This is a genomic window from Roseateles puraquae (assembly GCF_002205845.1).
Lineage (GTDB): Bacteria > Pseudomonadota > Gammaproteobacteria > Burkholderiales > Burkholderiaceae_C > Pelomonas > Pelomonas puraquae.
In genome coordinates this window covers 73822-94085 of record NZ_NISI01000003.1, presented here as the reverse complement: position 1 = coordinate 94085, position 20264 = coordinate 73822, and the positions used below count along the sequence as shown (strand labels likewise).

Sequence of the window (20264 nt, the reverse complement as noted above, 5' to 3'; positions counted from 1 at the left end):
CGGTTCGTATATGAATCGTATATAGTGCACCGCATGGGAATCGTCAAAATCTCCGATCCGATGCACGAGAGCCTGCGCCTGGCGAGCCAGGCCTTGTCGCGTTCCATCAATGCACAAGCCGAGCACTGGATGCGCATCGGCATGTTGGCTGAATTGCATCCGCAGCTGAACCACAGCGAGATCTGCCAGTTGCTCATCCGTGCGGAGCAGGACGGCGGTCTCGACATCGCGGCGCTCACCGGGCGCGGCGTGTCGGCCAAGCCGGCCACCAAGGCGGCCGCGAAGGTGCGCGCATGAGCCGCAGCATCAAGATCCGCACACCCGATGAGGTCGCCCGTGCGCGCGAAGCGGGGCACCTCATCGCCGAAGTGCTGGCCATGCTCAAGCCCCATGTGGTGCCCGGCGTGACCACGGCCGAGCTGGACGACCTCTGCCACGACTACATCGTGGGCACGCTCAAGTGCATCCCGTCCAACATCGGTTACCACGGCTACCCGCGCACGGCCTGCATCTCGCCCAATCATGTGGTCTGCCACGGCATCCCGAGCAAGGACAAGAAGCTCAAGAAGGGCGACATCGTCAACATCGACGTGACGCTGACCAAGGACGGCTGGTTCGGCGACAGCAGCCGCATGTTCATCGTGGGCGAGGCCAATGTGCTGGCCCGCCGCCTGGTCATGACGACCTACGAGGCCCTGCGTGCCGGCATCCGCCAGGTGCGGCCGGGGGCGACGCTGGGAGACGTGGGCTTTGCCATCCAGAAGGTGGCGCACGAGGCGGGCTTCAGCGTGGTGCGGGAGTACGGCGGCCACGGCATCGGCGACGTCTATCACGACGAGCCGCACGTCAACCACTTCGGCCGCCCGGGCGAGGGCCTGCGCCTTCAGGAGGGCATGATCTTCACGATCGAGCCCATGATCAATGCCGGTGGCCCCGGCGTGCGGGAGCTGGCCGACGGCTGGACGGTGGTCACCCGGGACCATTCGTTGTCAGCCCAATGGGAGCACATGGTGACCGTCACGAAAGACGGCTTCGAGATCCTGACGCCCTGGCCGGACGGGCTGGGCGACTATCCGCCCATCGACTGACGGCGGGTCGCGCGGCGCTCAGGCCAAGGCGGTCATGCGCTCCACCAGCACGCAGTGCACCCAGCGCCGCGCCGTGACATGGGCGGTCTGGGCCACCAGGAATTGCTCCGCCTCGGAGCTGTGGCTCGCGAACTCGAAGCCGCCGAGCTGGGCGCTGCAGTTCAGGGGGCGGCTCCACACACGGCGCACATCGGCGCTGAACAAGGGCACGCCATCGTCCTCGCCGAGCAGCAGCCGCATCTCGTAATGCTGCCCTTGCAGAGGCTCGTCGGCGGAGACGGCGATCTGCAAGCCACCCTCGCTGAGGTTGACCACCACCCCGGCGCGGCCGTCGGTGGCGCTCTCCGGCTTGATAACCCAGACGGGCAACTGCTCGTGCGCCTCAGGCACAAGAAAGAATTCGACGCGGGGGTAGCGGCGCTGGTCGGGCGAGGTCATGGGCGTTCGCTCCTCACGGGCTTCGTGGGCAATGCAGACAGGCTGGAGCAGACCAGCCCCGCATGACAGGGTGGTGAAGCGCAACGCGCCGCACCGGCCTGAGCGTAGCGGTTTCAGCCCCGTGCGTGAACTGGTTTCGGCGCTTCGATGGCCGTGCCCTCTCGCGCCGGCGGCACGGGCGGCCGGGTCATGGAAACGGTTTCGACTTCGGGCGCCTCGGGGCCGACCGTCCAGCGCAGCTTTCGGTAGGCATGGCCCCCCAGCGCCACACCCAGAACGCGGATGCCCGCCTGGTGAAGCGCGCCGAGTGCCCACTCGAAGTTCGCCGCGCCCACGTGGCCGTCTGCCGCCGTTTGGCCGAAGCGCGCCGGAAACATATTGCCGCCGCCGTACACCCAGGCCAGGCATTGCTGCGGGTCGATGCCCCGCAGGCGCAGCAAGCGGATCATCTCGGCCAGGGCGGCGTCGCCATAGGCCGTGTCGCGCGTCGGCAGTCCCTGGGGGGCGCCAGCGTGTACCACGTGGCACATCGCGCCCACCGAGCGCTGCGGGTCGGTCAGCAGGATCGCGACGCAGCTGCCGAGCAGGGTGTCCAGCCGTTCCCCGCGGTCGACGCAGGCGACATCACCGGGGTGCAGCGTCAGCCGGCGCAGCGGGAAAAGGGGGGCATTCATGGTTGAGCTCCCGGGGCGGGCGTGCCACCGGCACCGTCTGTCCGGACCGTGTGGTGGCGGCAGCCAGTGGCGCTGGGCTGGGCGGCGGTGAGCAGGGGTGGCATGCGAACTCCAGCGTCAGGCAAGCGCGAGCCGCGACACGGCGTCCAGCAGCTGTGGTGGGTTGAGGGGTTTGGCGAGGCAGGCCTTGACGCCGGCCTCGCGGATGCGTGCGAGGGCCGCGTCTTCACACCCGGTGGTGAGCATCACGACCGGGATGAAGCGGTGTCGCGGGTGCTGCTGCAGCTGGGCGACGAAGTCGAGGCCATCCATGTGGGGCATGTGAAGGTCGCACACGATCAGGTGAACCTTGGGTGCCTGGCTGAGCACCGCGAGCGCGGCGATCCCGTCGTCAGCCTCCAGCACGTCGTAGCCGGCGCGCTTGAGCGCCAGTTGCACGACCGTGCGCAGGGAGGTGGAGTCATCGACGATCAGGATGGTCTTGGCCATGGCGAGCTCAGTTGAAGCCGTCGGGGAGTGTTGTTTCAATCATTTGTCCGCTTCGAGATTGCCTTCATTTGTTTTATTTGCTTCATTGGATATCAATTTTGCCAAATGTGTGCGCTGGGTGGCGCACCCGAGCGGCCGGCTTCGCTGACGCGGCGGCGGTTTGTGCGCACTAGTTGGCGGGTCGATGCGTCGCCGCGTGCCCCGTCTTGGTGAACGGGCTGCGGGAGGCTGTGTGAAGTCATGCGGATGCGAGGCATCCGGCACGGATGGCGCTCAGACATGGCACCGACGGCCATTCCTGATCGATACGATCGCCGCCCAAAGAACGCAGAAGGACTTGGCGCTCAGATGACGCGGCCCGAGGGGTTTGGGGAACGATTGCGACGCACGTTCGAGCTGTATGCCGCAGCGGACGTGGAGTCCGCACGCATTCGCGCGGAGCACCTGGCCCAGTTGTCGCGACTGACTCCGTTGTTGATGGCCGCCAACCTGATCTCGGCAGGCCTGATCTGCGTGGCCGTGGGTGCCGCGGGCGGCGCCTGGCTGGTGGCGTGGGTGGTCGCGATCGTGCTGGTCGCGCTGTTCGGGCTGTGGGGCTGGTGGTCAGGCCGCGGCCGGGTTGCGGCCAAGGTGTCGCCCAAGGGTTACCGCCGTGGCACGCTGCATGCGGCTTTGCTGGGGGCCTGCTGGGGCGGGGCGGCGGCGTTGTGGTTCGCACCTGCGGCCGCGTCGGAGCGGGTGCTGATTGCCACCCTCGTCACCGGCATGCTGGGCGCGGGCGCGTTCGCCCTGGCCATGTTGCCTTGGGCCAGTCTCGTCTACACATGGCTCATCGTGGCCGGTTCGCTCGTGGCGCTGTGGCGTGCGAACGAACCGATCTTCGTGGCGGTGGCGGTGCTGCTGCTGAGTTACGCCACCGTCGTCTCCTTTGCGGCCATGGGGCTCGCGCGGCAGTCGACGGCGCTGTTGCGTGCGCGCTTCCTGCATGCGCGGCAGCAGCAGGTGGTGTCGCTGCTGCTGCGGGACTTCGAGGAAAACGCGAGCGATGCCCTCTGGGAGACCGATGCCGGCGGCCATCTGGTGCATCGTTCGCCCCGGCTGGCCGGCCTGATGGGCGTGCCCCAAGAGCAGCTGGGCGAGGTCAAGCTGCCGCAGTGGTTTGCGAGCCGCTCCCACGAGGCGGGCCCGCTGCTCGCCGCCTGGGCACTGGGCAAGCCTTTCCGCGACCTCAAGCTGCAGATCGGCCGCGGCGAGCAGGCGCGCTGGTGGGCACTGAGCGCCAAGCCGATCGGACCGGTGGAGGGCGCCGGGGGCACGGGCTGGCGCGGGGTTATCGCCGACATCACCGATGCCCAGCGCTTTGAGAACCAGTTGCGGCTGCAGGCCGAGCAGGACCCGCTGACCGGCCTGGCCAACCGGCGGGCTCTGATGAACGCCGCGCAGGCCGCCATGTCGCTCGGCCGCGCCGGCTGGCTGCTGTCGATCGACCTGGATCACTTCAAGGTGGTCAATGACAGCTCAGGCCATTCGGCTGGCGACGAAGTGCTGCGCGTGGTGGCAGGGCGTTTGCTGGCCCTGGCAGAAGAGGGCGATCTGGTGGGGCGCCTGGGGGGCGACGAGTTCGCCATGCTGCGTCTGGGCCAGGCACCGGCTCGCGCGCCGCAGGTGATGGCCGCGCTGGTCATCGAGCGTCTCAGCGAGCCCATCGAACTGGGGCCCAAGCGCCTGCATGTGGGGGCCAGCGTTGGCCTGGCTCGGTTGGACGCGAGCATTGCCAACGTCGAAGACCTGATGGTCAACGCTGACCTGGCGTTGTACGACGCCAAACGCTCCGGTCGGGGGCGCAGCGTCGTGTACGCGAGCTCGCTGGGCGCTGCCAGCCGGCGCATGCACACGGTGGAGCAGGCCTTGCGCGAAGGGCTGGCCCAGGGGCAGTTCGAGTTGCACTTCCAGCCCAAGGTCGATGCCCGCAGCCTGCAGGCTCTGGGTGTGGAGGCGTTGATGCGCTGGGAGCATCCGGTGCTCGGTTCGATCTCGCCCGGCGAGTTCATCCCAGCGGCGGAGCGCTGCGGCCTCATCCATGAACTCGGCGTGCTGGCCCTGCAGCAGGCTTGCCAGGCAGCACGCGAACTGCGCGAGCTGAACGTGGCTGTGAACGTGTCGCCGCTGCAGTTGATGGACCCCGGGTTCGTGAGCAGCGTCGAGCGCATTCTGCGGGGCGCCGGCGTGGCACCGCGGTTGCTGCACCTGGAAGTGACCGAATCGCTGATGCTCGAGGACGCCCCCGCGGCCTTGAAGCGCTTGCATGCGCTTCGGGAGCTGGGCGTGCAGGTGGCGTTGGATGATTTCGGCACGGGCTTCTCATCGCTTGCCTACCTGCGTGCCTTCCCCTTCCACACGCTGAAGATCGACCGGTCGTTCGTGCGCTCGCTCACCGAGCATGCCGACGCACGGGCCATCGTCAACACCATCGTGAAGATGGCGCGGGTGCTGGGCATGCGCACCGTGGCTGAAGGGGTGGAGTCGGAGCGCGAACTGGCCGTGGTGCGCGCCATCCAGTGCGACGAAGTGCAGGGTTACCTGGTCGCCCGCCCCATGCCGCTGACCAAGCTGCGCGACTGGCTGGCGGGTCGCCCCGTCACCGGCCCGGTCGACGAGGTGGATTCACGCATCATGCCCTGGCGCTCCACTCATCTGTCGGCACCGCCGACGACGATGTTCGGCACCGACTTCTGACGGGCCGCGGCCGTTCAGGCGGTGTGGCCTGCCGTCGGCGAACCGGCAGGCCCGTCGGCGGCGGAGCCGGCGGCCATCAGGCCCGGGTCCTGCTCGCCGTCCGTCTGGTAGGTGCCGAAGCCGATCATCACGCGGCGCGTGGCCCCTTCGCTGCGCGCATCCAGGGCTTCGCGCTCCACCACAAGGCGGTTGATGCGCTTCATCAGTTGCACGCCCTCGCGCTGCGCGGTGGAACAGATCAGCTGGGCCGAGGCCTCCGTGAGGCGATGCCCGTAGACAACGTTGAAGCCGAAGCCCGGCACCGGCTGCTCGTGCAGATAGACCTGGTCAAACCCGTGGAGCAGGTCTGACACCATTTCGCTGAGCAGCAAGCCGGTGCCCGAGGCGCCTTCCACCAGCCCGGTGGAGCGACGCTGCACCAGCACGACGCGGTCCTGCTCGTCGAGGGTCACGAAGCCCTTGCGCAACCATTCATCGAGCAGGGCCCGGGCGCGGATGTCCTTGTTGACACGCTCCACCAGGGCCTCGAACGAGCGCGTACCACCCTGGCGCTGGGTGCGGGGCAGCGGCAGCATGTCGCCATGGGCGTCCATGAAGTCGAGGGACGACGTCCAGGCGTCCAGCACCAGGCGCTCGATGTTGGGTTTGGGCTGGGGCGGCGCATCAGCGCTTTCGCGCAGCGCGCGCACCTCGCGGCGCGGCAGGCCGGTGAGCAGGCTGACGCGGCTGTCGGAGTTGGGCTTGCCCTTGACGGGTTCGAACTCGCTGGCCACCTCGAAGTACACCGAGCGCAACAGCTTGCAAAACGCCTGGTAGGTGATGCCGGAGGAGATGGCGATGCGCACCAGTCGACGGAGCAGATAGCGCAGCAGGGGCGAGAAATCGAAGTGCATGAGGATGCAGAGGGCGGGCAGGGGGCGCGGGCGCCCGGGCGGGGTCGAGCCCCATTCTGGCCCGCCCGCGGGCCGTCCATCAGAAGCGATGGCTCGCAGAAACACCCAGTTGACGACCGGCGGCGGCGTACCAGTAGCGGTTGCCGGTGGGTTGCGTCGGCGTGAACGGCATGCGCGCATTGGTGGCGTTGATCAGGTTCACGCGCACCGTCCATGCCGTGCCGGCGCGGTAGGCGGCGGCAAGGTCCAGCGTGGTGTAGGGGGCAATGTCGCAGACGCCCAGGTAGCGCGTGCCGGTGCAGGTCTGGCCGGCCTGCGTGGCAGCGAAGCCCGAGAGGTGGTTGAGCGTGGCGTTCAGGTCCCAGGGGCCGGGCGACCAGCCGAGGTTCATGCTGCCCCGCAGGCGCGGGAATCCCAGCGTGCCCGTCCACACCTGCCAGGCCTCGCCCTCGGCGCTCTGCACGCGGTAGCGGTCGACATAGGTCATGTCCAGGTTGATCCGCAGCGGGGCGGTGCCCGACATGGCCAGCCGGGTGCTGGCGGTGACGTCCACGCCACGCACCTCGGTGCGGCCGCGGTTGAGATAGAGCTGGTCGACTGTGGCGATGCGGCCCGGAATGCTTTGGCCGGGCACGCTCTCGGTGTCGGCCGGCAGGCGATGCACCCGGCCGGCGTACAGCGGGTCGTTGCTGCCCTCCTGGTTGATGAGCAGCTGCTGGTCGACGAAGGTGATCTCGTTGCGGCGGCGGAACTCCCAGTAGTCCAGCGTCAGCAGCAGGTCGCGCACCGGCTCGGTGACCAGGCCCAGACCATAGGCCGTCGAACGCTCGGGCTTGAGGTTCTTGTTGGCCTTGACCACGCCGCTGTTGTTGTAGCCGTCGCAGTCGACATTGAACTGGCCGCAACGCTGGGGGTCGAAGTCGACGTAGGAAAAAAGGGGCGTATCCGAACTGGCGGACTCGTTGAGCGACGGCGCCCGAAAGCCCCGCGACACGCTGCCGCGCAGCTTGAGCTGGCGCAGCGGCGCCCACGCGACCGCCAGCTTGGGCGTCACGGAGGAGCCGTAGTCGGAGTACCGGTCGGCGCGCAGCGCGAGTTGGGACTGCAGCGTCTTGGTGATCGGCAGGCTCAGCTCGCTGAAGGCTGACACCACGTTGCGGCTGCCCTCGGTGCGGCCCGCCACCTGCAGGTAGACGCCGCCGGAGTAGATGCGCTCATCCGGGTGGTAGTTGCGCTGTTCATGCCGGGCCTCGATACCGGCGGCCATCCCGATGGGGCCGCCCGGCAGGCGGCCGATCTCGCCGCTGACCTTGGCATCCAGGGCGGTGAACGACGCGCGGCCGTGGTCGATCGGATTGATGCGCAGTTGAGCCGCCGTGACGCGGCCTTGCGTGGGGTGCTCGAAGTCGTAGCTGCCGCTGAGCACTGCATCCCGCAGCGCCGGCAGGCTGATGCGGTTGAGGTAGGACACCTCGGCGGTGTCCTGGGCGTGCATGAGGGCCGTCTCCCAGTCCCAGCCCGCAGTCGTGCCGCGCGCGCCCACCAGCAGCCGCCCGGCCTGGTTGGTCACGTCGATGCCCTGCATGCCGACATCGGCAAACTGGTAGGTGATGCCGGCCGGCTGGTTGGGGAAGGGGTTGTTGGGGTGGCCTGCTGGCAGGAACTGCGGCACGTAGGCCACGCCGCCGTCGCGACCGTTGGGCGTCGCACCCAGGCCGGCACCGAAGGGCACGGGCCAGTCGCGCTGGTGGTTGGTCAGGCGGTTCAGCGACAGCTCGCCGAATACCGACAGCCCGCCGCCCAGGGCCAGCTCGCCGTGGCTGAAGATCGAGGCGCGCTCCATCGGCGAGACGTACTGCGCGGCGTCCGTCCAGTAGCTGTAGCCGCACAGGTTCAGCGGCGGCGTGAAGGTGCTGTTGAAGGCCCAGCGCTGATCGGCCGGGCAGTTGGCCGAGGCGCGACCACTGCGCGTGTTGACGAAGGACGCGCCCGACTGCGGGTCGAAGGACACCCCGCCGTAGTAGTTGGGCGTGGGCGTGAAGCGGCTCGTGCCGGCGCGGCCGGTGTAGTAGAAGGAGGAATCGCGGTGGCGCGGGTCGATGACGCGGCTGGCCACGTCGCGCAGCATCACCTCGTCGCGGTGGAAGACATCCAGCGTGGCCATCCAGTTCCAGCCGTCGCGTGCCAGGTCGCCCCGGCCGACCGTCAGGGCCGCCGACTGCGTGCCGAAACCGCCGTCCATGCTGGTGCGCAGTTGAGCGCCGGCTTCGCCACCCTGGAAGTCCTTGCGCAGGATGATGTTCACCACGCCGGCCATGGCGTCGGAGCCGTAGATCGCCGAGGCACCGTCCTTGAGCACCTCGATGCGCTGGATGGCGGCGCTCGGGATGGCGTCGACGTTCACGAAGTTGGTGAGGCCGTTGTTGATGTCCGGCACGCTGTAGGGCACGACCCGGCGTCCGTTCACCAGGATCAGCGTGGACGTCGGCCCCAGGCTGCGCAGCGAGATGCCCGAGGCACCGTAGGCGAAGCTGTTGAAGGACGCGCTGTCCGTCAGACCGTTGGCGCCGTTGGCCGATAGCGACTGCAGCACCTCCGTGACGGATGCCTTGCCGCTGCGGCGGATGTCTTCGGCCGTGATGACCTGCACCGGCAGGGCAGTCTCACCGTCGGCACGACGGATGTTTGAGCCGGTGACGGTGATGCGCTCGAGCTTCTCGGGGTCAGCCGCCGGATCCGTGCTGCCGGGCACGCTCCCCTGTGCCTGGGCGAGACTGCAGCAAGCCGCCGCCGCCCAGGCCAGGCCATGCCGGCGCTGCCGGTGCCACGTGTGTCCAATCATCTCTTGCCCTCCGCGCCGCAGCGCTCTGCCGTGGTCGTGCGGCTTCCAGCCCTGGAAGCTCTGTGAAGCAAACTGTCCACGTTTCGATGGAGTGTGAGACAAAATGTCCACGGATTGAAGGCAGGGGCAACCCGAGGGTCATGCAGGCTTCGCGATCCGTTTCGCCCGCCGTGCGCCAGCGTGGGGAGGGTGGCTCCACAGGTGTGCGCACAAGGAAAAACACCGCCCGGTCATGGGGCGGTGTTCAGCCGGTTGAGGGGGCCGGGGCCCGTGGCGGGCGCGGGATCGTTCGTGTGATACGAACTGTCCGCGTCGTGGACTTGCGACGTCAGACGGCGAGCAGCTCCACTTCGAACAGCAGCGTCGCGTTCGGCGGGATCACGCCGCCGGCACCATGCGCGCCATAGCCCAGCTCCGGCGGGAGCACCAGCATGCGGGTGCCGCCGACCTTCATGCCCTGCACGCCTTCGTCCCAGCCCTGGATGACTTCACCGCCGCCCAGGCGGAACTTGAACGGCTGGCCGCGGTCCTTGCTGGAGTCGAACTTCTTGCCGCGCAGCCCGTCCTTGTAGAGCCAGCCGGTGTAGTGCACCGACACGCGCTGGCCCTTGGCGGCTTCTGCGCCTTCGCCCACGACGCGGTCTTCGTACTGCAGGCCGCTGGAGGTGGTGTGCAGGTTCAGCTCCACCGGCTCCGGGCCGCCCGCCAGACCGAGCAGCTCGACCTCGAAGCACAGCGTCGCATTCGGCGGGATGACGCCGCCGGCACCGCGCGCGCCATAGCCGAGGCTGGCCGGGATGAGGAGCGTGCGCTTGCCGCCGATCTTCATGCCCTGCACGCCTTCGTCCCAGCCGCGGATGACCATGCCGGCGCCGAGTTCAAACTCGAACGGATCGTTGCGGTCCTTGCTGGAGTCGAACTTGGCTGCCTTGGCGCCGTCCACCCACAGCCAGCCGGTGTAGTGCACGGTCACGTCATGGCCGGCTGCTGCCTGCTTGCCGTCGCCTTCGACGGTGTCCTCAAACTGCAGGCCGCTGGGCGTGGTGTTCATGGGGAATCCTTATGAGATGCGAAAAGCCGGCATTGTCGCCCGCATGCACACCGGTCAGGCGCCCGGGCATCCATGACCCGGCTGCGCGCGCAGCCATCAAGCAGCCGGCCATCCGCCCGCGTGCGCCCAGCGGCTGGCGAGGCGGGCCAGCAGGTCGGCGACGGTGATGCCGGACTGCGGTTCCGGATGCAGGCCCAGGCGTTGGGCCGCTTCGCGCAGCCGCGCGACCGGGTCGCTCAGGTCGAGTGCCGCCGCGCCGTTCTGCTTGGACAGCTTGTGGCCGTCGGCCGCCAGCACCAGCGGCGTGTGCAGGTAGCGGGGCTTGGGCAGGCCAAGCGCTCGTTGCAGCGCGATCTGGCGCGGCGTGTTGTCGGCCAGGTCCTCGCCGCGGACGATGTCGGTGATGCCTTGCGCGGCGTCGTCGACGACCACGGCGAGCTGGTAGGCCCAGAGGCCGTCGGCGCGCTTGAGCACGAAGTCGCCCACCTCGGCGCCCAGGTCCTGCGACTGCGCGCCGAGCCGACGGTCCTGCCAGTCGATGCGGCCCTGCACCCGCAAGCGCCAGGCGCGCGCTGACCGCCCCTGCGTGCCCTGGCGGCAGGTGCCCGGGTAGACCAGTTCACCATGCTTGGGCCGCGGGCCGATGGTGCGTTCGTAGGCGGCGGCAATCTCGGCGCGCGTGCAGGCGCAACCGTAGGCCTGGCCCGAGGCGATGAGGCGGTCCAGCGCCGCCTGGTAGAGATCACCCCGGCGCGACTGCCAGACGGGCGGCTCGTCTGGCTGCAGGCCGAGGGCGGCGAGCTGGCCGAGGATGACCTCGGCCGTCCCGGGCGCGCAGCGGGGGCCATCAACGTCTTCAATGCGGACCAGCCATGCGCCGCCGTGGGCGCGGGCGTCCAGCCAACTGGCCAGGGCGGCCACGAGTGAGCCGTCATGCAGTGGGCCGGTAGGCGAGGGGGCGAAGCGGCCACGGTAGGCCTTCAGCGGTGTCTGCATCGCCAGGTCAGAGCAACAGGCCCTCATGCTGCTCGAGCAGGGCGCGGCGCGTGGTGTCGCTGCGCAGGCGGTCCAGCCACCAGGCCAGGGCCTTGCCCGGCGTCTGGCCGGTGTCGCGCCAGGCGTAGTGCATGACGCCGGCGCGGCGGCCTTCATACGTGGATTTGCGCACCAGCCGGCCCGCGTCCAGGTGGCGGCGCACCATGGTGATGGGCAGCGACCCGCATCCGAGGCCCCGCAGCATGGCCTCCAGCTTGGTGGCCATGGACGGCATGGTCAGCACGTCCTGGCCCGGCAGCAGGCCCACGGTGATCGGCGCGAGCATTCGGGCACTGTCGGCCACCGCGATGATGCGGTGTTCGGCAATCTGGGCCGCCGTGAGCGGCTCAGGCAGCGCGGCCAGGGGGTGATGCGGTGCGATGCAGAAGGCGAACTCCAATTCACCCGCGGGTTCGCAGTGGATGGTGCTGCTGGCGGCCTGGGCTGGCACGCCCAGCGCCAGGTCGGCCCGGCCGTGCAGCAGGGCTTCCCAGGTGCCGGCCAGCACCTCCACCTGCAGCTTCAGGCGCGTCGGCGGCGGCGTGCCGTCTTCCAGGCGCTCGGCGTAGAAGGCCTCCATCAGGTCGAACACCGCACGGCGGGCAATGGCGTCGTCCATGACCAGCGTCAGTTCGCTCTCCCAGCCGGTGGCGATGCGGCGCACCCGGTTGGCCACGGCGTCAAGCTCCTGCAGCAGGCGGCGGCCCTCGTGCAGCAGCTCCTGCCCGGCACTCGTCAGCACGGCCTGGCGGGAGCTGCGGTCAAACAGCAGCACGTCCAGCGCGTCTTCCAGCTGGCGCACCGAGTAGGTCAGGGCTGAAGGCACCCGGCCCATCTCGCGGGCTGCGGCGGCAAAGCTGCCCGTGCGGGCGATGGTGTCCATCATGGCCAGCGCCTCGGGGGTGAGGGCGCGGCGCTTGTCTGCGGCGGTCGGCATGCATTCAGTCTATTTGAATGATGTCCTCAGCGCGGGCCGATCGATGCGCGAGGGCCCGAGACCTACATTGACTCCATCGCAACAAGCACAGCAAGGAGTCCAGCATGCAATCGCAACTCATCAAGTCCAGTGACCGCGGCTATGCCGACCACGGCTGGCTGAAGTCCTTCCACAGCTTTTCGTTTGCCGACTATTACGACCCGGCCCGCATGGGCTTCGGTGCCCTGCGCGTGATCAACGAGGACAAGATCGCCCCGGGGACGGGCTTCGGCACACACGGCCACCGGGACATGGAAATCATCAGCTATGTGTTGTCGGGCGAACTGGCGCACAAGGACAGCATGGGCAATGGCGAGAAGGGCGCGGCGAACTCGGGCGTGATCCGCCCGGGTGACGTTCAGCGCATGAGCGCGGGCACCGGCGTGCTGCACAGCGAGTTCAACCATGCCAAGGACCAGACCACGCACTTCCTGCAGATCTGGATCCAGCCCGATGCCCGCGGCATTGCGCCCAGCTACGAGCAGAAGCACTTTGACACCGCCTCCAAGCGGGGCCAGCTGCGCCTGGTGGCGGCCAACGATGGCCAGGCGCAGGGCGCGGTGACCATCCATGCCAATGCGCGTCTGTATGCCGGCCTGTTTGACGGTGCAGAGGCAGCCGAGCTGGATCTGGCCCCGGGGCGGCTGGCCTATGTGCATCTGGTGCGCGGTTCGCTGAACGTGAACGGGCAAGACCTGACCGCAGGTGATGCCTTGCAGCTTCAGCAAACATCGCGCTTGTCGCTGACGGCGGGTCAGAACGCCGAAGTTCTGGTCTTCGACCTCGCCGCCTGATCTCCGTCGACCCGGCCCTTGGGGCCGGGTTTCTTCATTTGTGCTTCGACCCTGAAAGGAACCTCCATGAGCAAGATCGTCGTTCTCTTCCACTCCGGCTACGGCCACACCAAGAAGGTCGCCGAGGCGGTGGCCGGCGCGGCCGAGGCGCAACTGATCGCCATCGACGCCGAGGGCAACATCAGCGAGGCCGATTGGGCCACGCTGGCCGCGGCCGACGGCATCATCTTCGGCACGCCCACCTACATGGGCGGCCCGAGCTGGCAGTTCAAGAAGTTTGCCGACGCCAGCAGCAAGCCTTGGTACGCCCAGGTCTGGAAGGACAAGATCGCCGCCGGCTTCACCAATTCGGCCACGCTCAATGGTGACAAGCAGGGCACCATCCAGTACCTGCACACCCTGAGCCAGCAGCACAGCATGATCTGGGTCGGCACCGGCATGAAGGCGCCCAACCACAAGGCCGCCACCCGTGACGACATCAACAACCTCGGCGGTTATGCCGGCTTGATCACCCAGACGCCGAGCGATGCCTCCGCCGAAGAGATGGTGCCGGGCGACATCGCCACCGCCAAGGCCTTCGGCGCGCGCGTGAAGATCGTGGTGGACCGCTGGGTCAAGGCGGCCTAAACCAGCCCGATGTCGCGCGCACTGGCCCCGGGGAAAACCGTGGTCAGTTGCGCGTCGCTCAGGCCATACATGCGGCGGGCCAGCCCGCCGAACAGCGCCCGGTACTCGTTGAGCACCGGGTAGTCGCGGTTCTGGAACAGCGTGGCGGCCTTCACCTCCACCTGTTCGCCGGCAATGCGCCCGCCCTTCACGCCGCCGCCCAGCACCCAGTAGGCGCTGCCGTGGCCGTGGTCGGTGCCGCGGTTGCCGTTCTCGCGGAAGGTACGCCCGAACTCGCTGACCACGACGACGACGGTGTTCTTCCACTGCGGGCCCATCTCGTCGGCGAACAGGGCCAGGCCCTTGCCGAGCTCGCCCAGCTTGGTGGCGAGTTGGCCGGTGGCACCGCCTTCGGCGACGTGGGTGTCCCAGCCGCCGACGTCGATGAAACCAAGCGTCACACGCTCTCGCATCAGCCGCGCCACGCGGCGGGCTTCCAGCGCGAAGCCCTTGGCCGCGATCGCGCCGCGGCTGGCGGCTTCCATTTCGCCGGCCATCTCGCGGGTGACCTCGTCACGCACCTCGAAGCCGCCACTGACCGTGCCGGCCAATCGCGTGTTGGCATACATGCCGGCAATGACCTGGGCCTGGGCCGCGTTGATGGCCGGCTTGCCCAGGTCACGCAGGGCCTGGTTGGCCACCGGCAGCTTGCCGCGCAGGATCAGGGGCACCTGGTCGGTGAAGGCCATCGCCTCCAGTCGCGAGCTGGCCGGCTCGCCTGCACCGATGACGCTGGCCAGCCGGTTCATGAAGCCGCTGCGGAAATCGCGGCTGCCGGCGGAGACGTCGTCCGGCTGGCCGAGCTCGATGTGGTCCTGGGTCTCGAAATGGCTGCGTGAGGTGTCGTTGGTGCCGGCGAAGGGCACGAAGGCCGCCTGCTGCTTGAGCCACAGCGGATGGATGCTGTCGGCCAGCGCTGGCGCGAGGCCCCAGTCGGCATCCAGCGGCAATGCAGCGGACTTGGCGATCGCGATGTTGGGGCGCGACTCGTAATAGAAGCTCGACGACGTGGGTACCAGCAGGTTGGCCGCATCGTAGGCGCCGCGCAGGAAGACGACGAGCAGCCGCGGGGTGTCCGGCGAGGCCGCCCAGAGCTGGGTGGGCAGGGCGGCCGCGCCCAGGCTGGCGAGGCCGAGTTGGAGCAGTTGGCGTCGTTGCATGGTGTCACCTGTGCATGAAGTCCGGGGAGGCGAGCAGGTAGGTGTTCCATTCCTGCGGTGAGGTGGCCTGGGCGAGGGCCTGCTGCGTGGCCGCAGCCAGTCGGGGCGAGATGCCGTTGTAGTACAGCGGGTTGGCCAGCTGCGGGAAGGCCGGGCGGTCCTTGGGTTCACCGTCGACCTTGAAGAGGCCTGCACTGCCGCTGCCGATGGCGCGGGCGATCTCGAAGCGCGTGGTCATCTGCCCCGGGCCTGCCCACGCGCTTTCGTCCAGCGGATAGCCGTCGGGCGTCTGGCGGTTGTAGGGCGCCTGCCCGAGGCGGTAGAGCCAGCCGATCATGGGGCCGGTGTTGAGGACCACCTTGTCGGCATAGGCCAGCCGCACGGCCGAGACGACGTATTGCGTCGGGTCCTTGAACTTGCGGCCGAGCGACGCCTCGAACTCCGGCGAGTTCACCATGGCGCGCAGCACCTCGGCGATGCGGCCGTCGCTCTGCTGCCAGCGTTCGGCCATGCGCTCCACCAGGGCCGGCGGCGGGTCGTCGGCCACGAAGTACTGGGCCAGCTTGCGCGACACGAAGCGCGCCGTGCTCGGGTGGCGTGCCAGCAGGTCCAGCACCTGCTCCAGTTCACCATAACCCTCACCCTTGACGGTGATGCCCAGCAAATGCTTCTCGCCAAAGTCGTGCCGTGCCGGGTTGAACTCCATCAGGCCGTCGCGCCGGTACTGGGCTTCCTGCGCAGGCTTGAGCTTGGGCCGGTTGTCGGTCAGGTTCACGCCCAGGCCAGTCAACACCCGGGCCAGCTCCTGCACGTCACGCTGGCTGTAGCCGCCGCCCACGCCCAGGGTGTGCAGCTCCAGCAGCTCGCGGGCGTAGTTCTCGTTGATGCGATTGGCCGCGTTCTGCTCGTTGTCGAGGTAGCGTAGCATGGCCGGATGGTGGGCGGTGTAGCCCAGCAGGTCGCGGAAGCGCCCCAGCGAGCGTTCGCGCAGGCCCTGCTCGTAGTCGCCCACCATCACGCGCAGGTTGGCCTTGTACTGGTGCACGTTGAAGTGGTTGAACCAGAACCACGTCATCTGCTCCTGCAGCTGGTTGGGGGAGTACAGCGCGTTGAGCAGCTGGCGCGTCGACGCTTCACGCGCCAGCTTGGTCAGGGCCTGTTGGTAGCTCTTCTGCGCCTCGGCCTTGGCGGCGTCGTCCGTCAACGCATCGGCGGCCTTGCGCTGGGCTTCCAGCCGCTGCACGAGCGCGGGCAGGGCTTCCTGCTGCACGGCCAGGGCCTGGATCTGTGCCCGGGCCGCCTCGGGCAGGGCAGGCTGCGCCGTGGGTTGCAGCTGGCGGTCGAGCCAGGCGGCACGCCCTTGGGCCTGGACCTGGGCAAGGTCGGCACTGCTGGCGCCGAAGCTCAGGCGGTCGAGCCACAAGGCGTCCTGGGCCGCATGGCCCGGGCTGCGGCTTGGGGGGGCGGTCGGCCCGGCGGCACAGGCCGCCAGCAGGAGGGCGCTGCACAAGGCGAGAGAGGACAAAACCTTCATGGCAGGGAGCTCGCGTCGATGTGAGGGGCCAACGAGGCCCGGTGGCTGCGGGTTGACGTCTGGAACCTTACCGTGTTGTCACCCCCCTAGTGTGTCGGCCCGCAACCGCTTTGTTGCTGCCGTGTACCTGCGGGCGCTTTGAGTTGGGGGGAGTGTGTCGGCGCCGAGATATTCACGCGACATGACGGAAACCGCATCCCCGGACAGTGGCTTGGCCGCGGTCACGCGCTTGCGGGCGATGACGTGCAGGCAACCCATGACCCCTTTGTTCAGGAGCGAATCCATGAGTACCCAACCCCCGGCCGCGAAAGCGGCCACCGGGCCCACCGATCCGTCCCGCCGCCGCGGGCTGTTGACCGCGTTGGGGGGCCTTGGCAGCCTTGGCGCCACGGCCTTGATCGGCTGTGGCGGTGGTGGCGCGACGGCGTCGTCGACAGACACCTCCGGCACGCTGTCTCTCGATGACGACACCGAAGAGGGCTTGACCAAGATCCTGGCCGCTGCAGCCACCTGTACCGTGGCTGCGACCGAGACGGAAGGCCCGTACCCCCTGCGCGCCATCCTGGCCAACACCGCCATGGTGCGGGCCGACCTGACCGAGGGCAAGAGTGGCGTCCCGCTGACCCTTCGCATCAAGCTGGTCGACGTGAACAACGCCTGCGCCGCCATCGCGGGCGCCTGGGTCTACATCTGGCACTGTGACAAGGACGGCCTGTACTCCGGCTACGACGCGAGCAACAACGCGGGTCAGGCCAACCTCACCTACCTGCGCGGCATCCAGCAGAGCGACAGCAACGGTTTGGTGACCTTCAAGACCGTCTACCCGGGCTGGTATGCCGGGCGCATCACGCACGTGCACTGCATGGTGTTCCTGGCCGGCACGACGCTGTCGTCGACCAGTTCGTCCATGGCCACGACGCAGTTCGCCTTTCCCTTGGCGACGACGGCCACGGTGTACGGCAGCACCCTCTACAGCAAAGGGCAGAACACCTCGGTGACCAGCTTCGCCGCGGACAACGTCTTCTCTGACGGCACCTCGACCGAGATGCTGGCGCTGTCGGGCAGCGTGAAGTCGGGCTATGTGGGGGGCATCGTGCTGGGCATCGACCAGACCGCATCCAACGGTGGTGGTGGGAGTGATCCTGGCCCGACGCCGCCGGGCAACCCTCCCACGCCGCCTGGCCCGCCCCCCATCGGTTGAACTTCAGGAGCCTTCCATGACCGTCTCATTCAACAAGCGCCTGGGCGCTGCAACCCTGGTCGCTCTGGCCTTGAGTGCCGCAGGCTTGGCCCGGGCCGCCACACTGGACAACCCGGGTTTCGAGTCCGGCCTCACCGGCTGGTCCACCACCGGCACCGTCACCGCGGAGTCGACCGATGTGCACAGCGGCACGCTTGCAGCAGTCTTGGCTGACGACAGCTCTTCGCTCAGCTTGACGCTGAGCAGTGCCATCGACGCGGCCTCGATCGCCAGTTTTGGCTTCTGGGCGCGCAGCGACGCCGGGCTGTTGAGCCTCGTTGTGCTGAACTACAGCGACGGCAGCAGCAGCGGCACCGACGTGTCGATATTCGATCTCGGCAACAGCAGCTGGACCTACTACGACCTCAGCAGTGCGCTGGCCGCGGGCAAGTCGCTGGTGGGGTTCACGTTGTACGGCAGCAGCGCGGCGGCCAGCGTCATCGACGACGTGACGCTCACCACGCTGACGACCGCTGTGCCCGAGCCCGCGTCGGCAGCGCTGCTGGCTGCTGGTTTGGGCCTCGTGGGCTGGCGTCAGCGGCGCAGCGCGCGCTGAGCGCCAGGGCTGGCTGAACCGGGCGCTTACTTGGCGCCCGGCGTGTAGATCTGGTCGAACACGCCGCCGTCGTCGAAGTGGGTCTTCTGCGCCTGGCGCCAGCCGCCGAAGACCTCGTCGATGGTGAAGAGCTTCACCGGGGCAAAGGTCTTGGCGTACTTCGCGGCCACCTTGGGGTCCCGCGGACGGTAGTAGTTCTTGGCTGCGATCTCCTGGCCTTCCGGCGTGTAGAGGTACTCCAGGTAGGCCTGGGCCTGCTTGCGGGTGCCGCGCTTGTCGACCACCTTGTCGACGATGGCCACCGGCGGTTCGGCGAGGATGGACAGCGTCGGCGTGACGATCTCGAACTTCTCGGGGCCGAGTTCCTTCACCGCGAGGTAGGCCTCGTTCTCCCAGGCGATCAGCACATCGCCGATGCCGCGCTCCACGAAGGTGGTGGTGGCGCCGCGGGCGCCGGAGTCGAGCACCTTGGTGTTGGCATAGATGCGCTTGACGAAGTCCTTGGCCGACGCGGGCGTGCCGCCGTTGGCCAGGGCGAAGCCCCAGGCTGCGAGGTAGTTCCAGCGGGCGCCGCCGCTGGTCTTGGGGTTGGGCGTGATGACGTCAACGCCGCTGCGGGCGAGGTCGGGCCAGTTGTTGATGTGCTTGGGGTTGCCCTTGCGCACCAGGAACACGATGGTCGAGGTGTAGGGGCTGGCGTTGTTGGGCAGCTTCTTCTGCCAGTCCAGCGGCAGCAGCTTGCGGTCGGCCAGCGCGTCGATGTCATAGGCCAGCGCCAGCGTCACGACGTCGGCCTCCAGCCCGTCGATGACCGAGCGGGCCTGCTTGCCCGAGCCGCCGTGTGAGGCCTTGATGCTCAGGGTCTCGCCGGTCTTGGCCTTCCAATGGGCCGCAAAGGCCTTGTTGAAGTCCTGGTAGAGCTCGCGGGTGGGGTCGTAGGAGACGTTCAGCAGCGAGGTCTGCGCCAGGGCGCCGGTGGCGGCGAAGGCGAGGGAGAGAGCGGTCAGGAAGCGACGCATGGGTTTTGTTTGGAGGAGGAAGAAATCGGGTGTCGGGTTCAGGCCGCCCTGGACCAGGCCAGCGTGGGCTCGGTCACGGGCAGTTCATGTCGTGCGGCATCCACCACTTCGCGCTTGAGTGGCGAGGCGAAGGTCTGGATGAACTCGTACACGTAGTCGCGCAGGTAGGCGCTGCGGCGCACGGCGAGACGGGTCATGTTGTCGGCGAAAAGATGACGTGCATCGATCGCCCGCAGGTGGCGGTCGCGCTCCTCGTCGAAAGCGATAGCCGCAACGATGCCCACGCCCAGCCCGAGCTCGACATACGTCTTGATGACGTCGGCATCCATCGCGCTGAGCACGATGTGCGGCGAGAGCTGCGCGGCGGCAAAGGCCTCGTCGATGTGCGAACGGCCGGTGTAGCCGGGCTCATAGGTCACGATGGGGAACTGCGCCAGGCGGGCCAGCGTCAGCGGGCCGTCGAGCAACGGGTGATCCGGCGGCACCACGACCGAGTGCGTCCAGCGGTAGCAGGGCAGGGCGACCAGTTCGGGGTACTGGGCGAGGGCTTCGGTCGCGATGCCGACGTCGGCCTCACCGTCGAGCAGCAGGCGGGCAATCTGTTGCGGCGAGCCCTGCTGCAGATGCAGGCTCACGTCGGGGTGATGGGCGCGGAAGTCCCGCACCGCCGGCGGCAACGCGTACCGGGCCTGGCTGTGGGTGGCGGCGATGCGCAGCCGGCCGCTGCCGGCCTGGGCGAAGTCGTCGGCAGCGCGCTTGAGGTTTTCCGCCTCCTGCAACAGGCGCTCGATGACGGGCAGCACCTGCTCGCCCGGCTCGGTAAGGCCGGTCAGCCGTTTGCCCACGCGCACGAAGAGCTCGATGCCCAACTCCTCCTCCAGTTCGCGGATCTGTCGGCTCACCCCCGGCTGCGAGGTGTGCAGGGCTTGCGCCACCTCGGTCAGGTTGAAGCCGCGGCGCTGGGCCTCGCGGACGGAACGGAGCTGCTGGAAGTTCATGCGCCCGCATTCTGCGAATCAGGCCTGCTTCTGTCGTCGAACCATTCGCGATATCGATATGCGGTTATTGAAGGT

Annotated in this window: 19 protein-coding genes and 1 pseudogene; 7 read left to right on the top strand and 13 right to left on the bottom strand. The window is 68.3% G+C overall.

Annotated features, from left to right (window positions below; translation table 11 throughout):
- Window positions 1-33: 33 nt before the first annotated feature.
- Both CDO81_RS10340 and map read left to right on the top strand, forming a co-directional pair.
- On the top strand, window positions 34-297 hold the full coding sequence (locus CDO81_RS10340; protein ID WP_088483132.1) for a ParD-like family protein: 264 nt from the start codon (window positions 34-36) through the stop codon (window positions 295-297).
- Window positions 294-1088, top strand: a complete 795-nt coding sequence (gene map, locus CDO81_RS10335) for a type I methionyl aminopeptidase (protein WP_088483131.1) — start codon at window positions 294-296, stop codon at window positions 1086-1088. Before CDO81_RS10340 ends, map begins: the two co-directional genes overlap by 4 nt.
- 18 nt (window positions 1089-1106) lie before the next feature.
- Here the strand turns inward: map and CDO81_RS10330 are convergent, their stop codons facing one another.
- From CDO81_RS10330 to CDO81_RS10320, 3 genes are all read right to left on the bottom strand, one after another.
- Window positions 1107-1526 (bottom strand): PilZ domain-containing protein, encoded by a 420-nt coding sequence (locus CDO81_RS10330; protein ID WP_088483130.1) that lies wholly within the window; start codon window positions 1524-1526, stop codon window positions 1107-1109.
- 113 nt (window positions 1527-1639) lie between these two features.
- Entirely contained in the window at window positions 1640-2200 is a 561-nt protein-coding gene (locus CDO81_RS10325; RefSeq protein WP_088483129.1) for a chemotaxis protein CheD, read from the bottom strand.
- A gap of 117 nt (window positions 2201-2317) precedes the next feature.
- Window positions 2318-2689, bottom strand: a complete 372-nt coding sequence (locus CDO81_RS10320; RefSeq protein ID WP_088483128.1) for a response regulator — start codon at window positions 2687-2689, stop codon at window positions 2318-2320.
- Window positions 2690-3067: 378 nt separating this feature from the next.
- Between CDO81_RS10320 and CDO81_RS10315 the strand changes: the two genes are divergently transcribed.
- Window positions 3068-5425, top strand: a complete 2358-nt coding sequence (locus CDO81_RS10315; RefSeq protein WP_158218237.1) for a putative bifunctional diguanylate cyclase/phosphodiesterase — start codon at window positions 3068-3070, stop codon at window positions 5423-5425.
- Between the two features lie 14 nt (window positions 5426-5439).
- On the opposite strand, the gene CDO81_RS10310 is transcribed toward CDO81_RS10315, so the two are convergent.
- The 6 genes and pseudogenes from CDO81_RS10310 to CDO81_RS10290 form a co-directional block, all read right to left on the bottom strand.
- On the bottom strand, window positions 5440-6318 hold the full coding sequence (locus CDO81_RS10310) for a DUF6502 family protein (protein WP_088483126.1): 879 nt from the start codon (window positions 6316-6318) through the stop codon (window positions 5440-5442).
- Between the two features lie 79 nt (window positions 6319-6397).
- The gene (locus CDO81_RS10305) at window positions 6398-9160 is read right to left on the bottom strand and encodes a TonB-dependent receptor plug domain-containing protein (RefSeq protein ID WP_088483125.1); all 2763 of its coding nucleotides are present in this window, start codon (window positions 9158-9160) and stop codon (window positions 6398-6400) included.
- A gap of 328 nt (window positions 9161-9488) precedes the next feature.
- Window positions 9489-9836 carry an FKBP-type peptidyl-prolyl cis-trans isomerase gene (locus CDO81_RS28770; protein WP_420893049.1) on the bottom strand — a complete coding sequence of 116 codons (348 nt, stop codon included), beginning with the start codon at window positions 9834-9836 and terminating at the stop codon, window positions 9489-9491.
- Window positions 9837-9866: 30 nt separating this feature from the next.
- Window positions 9867-10211: pseudogene (locus tag CDO81_RS28765) on the bottom strand (FKBP-type peptidyl-prolyl cis-trans isomerase); the annotation flags it as partial.
- A 96-nt stretch (window positions 10212-10307) separates the two neighbouring features.
- Window positions 10308-11207, bottom strand: a complete 900-nt coding sequence (gene gluQRS / locus CDO81_RS10295) for a tRNA glutamyl-Q(34) synthetase GluQRS (RefSeq protein WP_193466494.1) — start codon at window positions 11205-11207, stop codon at window positions 10308-10310.
- A 7-nt stretch (window positions 11208-11214) separates the two neighbouring features.
- Window positions 11215-12183, bottom strand: a complete 969-nt coding sequence (locus tag CDO81_RS10290; RefSeq protein ID WP_088483122.1) for a LysR family transcriptional regulator — start codon at window positions 12181-12183, stop codon at window positions 11215-11217.
- 104 nt (window positions 12184-12287) lie between these two features.
- On the opposite strand from CDO81_RS10290, the gene CDO81_RS10285 reads away from it, so the two are divergent.
- The gene (locus tag CDO81_RS10285; RefSeq protein ID WP_088483121.1) at window positions 12288-13016 is read left to right on the top strand and encodes a pirin family protein; all 729 of its coding nucleotides are present in this window, start codon (window positions 12288-12290) and stop codon (window positions 13014-13016) included.
- Window positions 13017-13082: 66 nt separating this feature from the next.
- The gene (locus CDO81_RS10280) at window positions 13083-13643 is read left to right on the top strand and encodes a flavodoxin family protein (RefSeq protein ID WP_088483120.1); all 561 of its coding nucleotides are present in this window, start codon (window positions 13083-13085) and stop codon (window positions 13641-13643) included.
- On the opposite strand, the gene CDO81_RS10275 is transcribed toward CDO81_RS10280, so the two are convergent.
- Together CDO81_RS10275 and CDO81_RS10270 are read right to left on the bottom strand one after the other, a co-directional pair.
- Window positions 13640-14842, bottom strand: a complete 1203-nt coding sequence (locus tag CDO81_RS10275) for a DUF1501 domain-containing protein (protein WP_088483119.1) — start codon at window positions 14840-14842, stop codon at window positions 13640-13642. The two genes, CDO81_RS10280 and CDO81_RS10275, sit on opposite strands and share 4 nt — an antisense overlap.
- Window positions 14843-14846: 4 nt before the next feature.
- The gene (locus tag CDO81_RS10270) at window positions 14847-16376 is read right to left on the bottom strand and encodes a DUF1800 domain-containing protein (RefSeq protein ID WP_088483118.1); all 1530 of its coding nucleotides are present in this window, start codon (window positions 16374-16376) and stop codon (window positions 14847-14849) included.
- A gap of 283 nt (window positions 16377-16659) precedes the next feature.
- Between CDO81_RS10270 and CDO81_RS10265 the strand changes: the two genes are divergently transcribed.
- A complete protein-coding gene (locus tag CDO81_RS10265) occupies window positions 16660-17577 on the top strand; it encodes a dioxygenase family protein (RefSeq protein WP_088483117.1) in 918 nt (305 codons plus the stop codon).
- Between the two features lie 16 nt (window positions 17578-17593).
- Entirely contained in the window at window positions 17594-18172 is a 579-nt protein-coding gene (locus tag CDO81_RS10260; protein ID WP_088483116.1) for a PEP-CTERM sorting domain-containing protein, read from the top strand.
- Window positions 18173-18198: 26 nt separating this feature from the next.
- Here CDO81_RS10260 and CDO81_RS10255 read toward each other — a convergent pair whose 3' ends face one another.
- Window positions 18199-19191, bottom strand: a complete 993-nt coding sequence (locus tag CDO81_RS10255) for a sulfate ABC transporter substrate-binding protein (RefSeq protein ID WP_088483115.1) — start codon at window positions 19189-19191, stop codon at window positions 18199-18201.
- Window positions 19192-19229: 38 nt separating this feature from the next.
- Complete coding sequence (locus CDO81_RS10250; RefSeq protein ID WP_088483114.1) at window positions 19230-20189, bottom strand: CysB family HTH-type transcriptional regulator; 960 nt, start codon at window positions 20187-20189, stop codon at window positions 19230-19232.
- Between the last annotated feature and the right edge of the window lie 75 nt (window positions 20190-20264).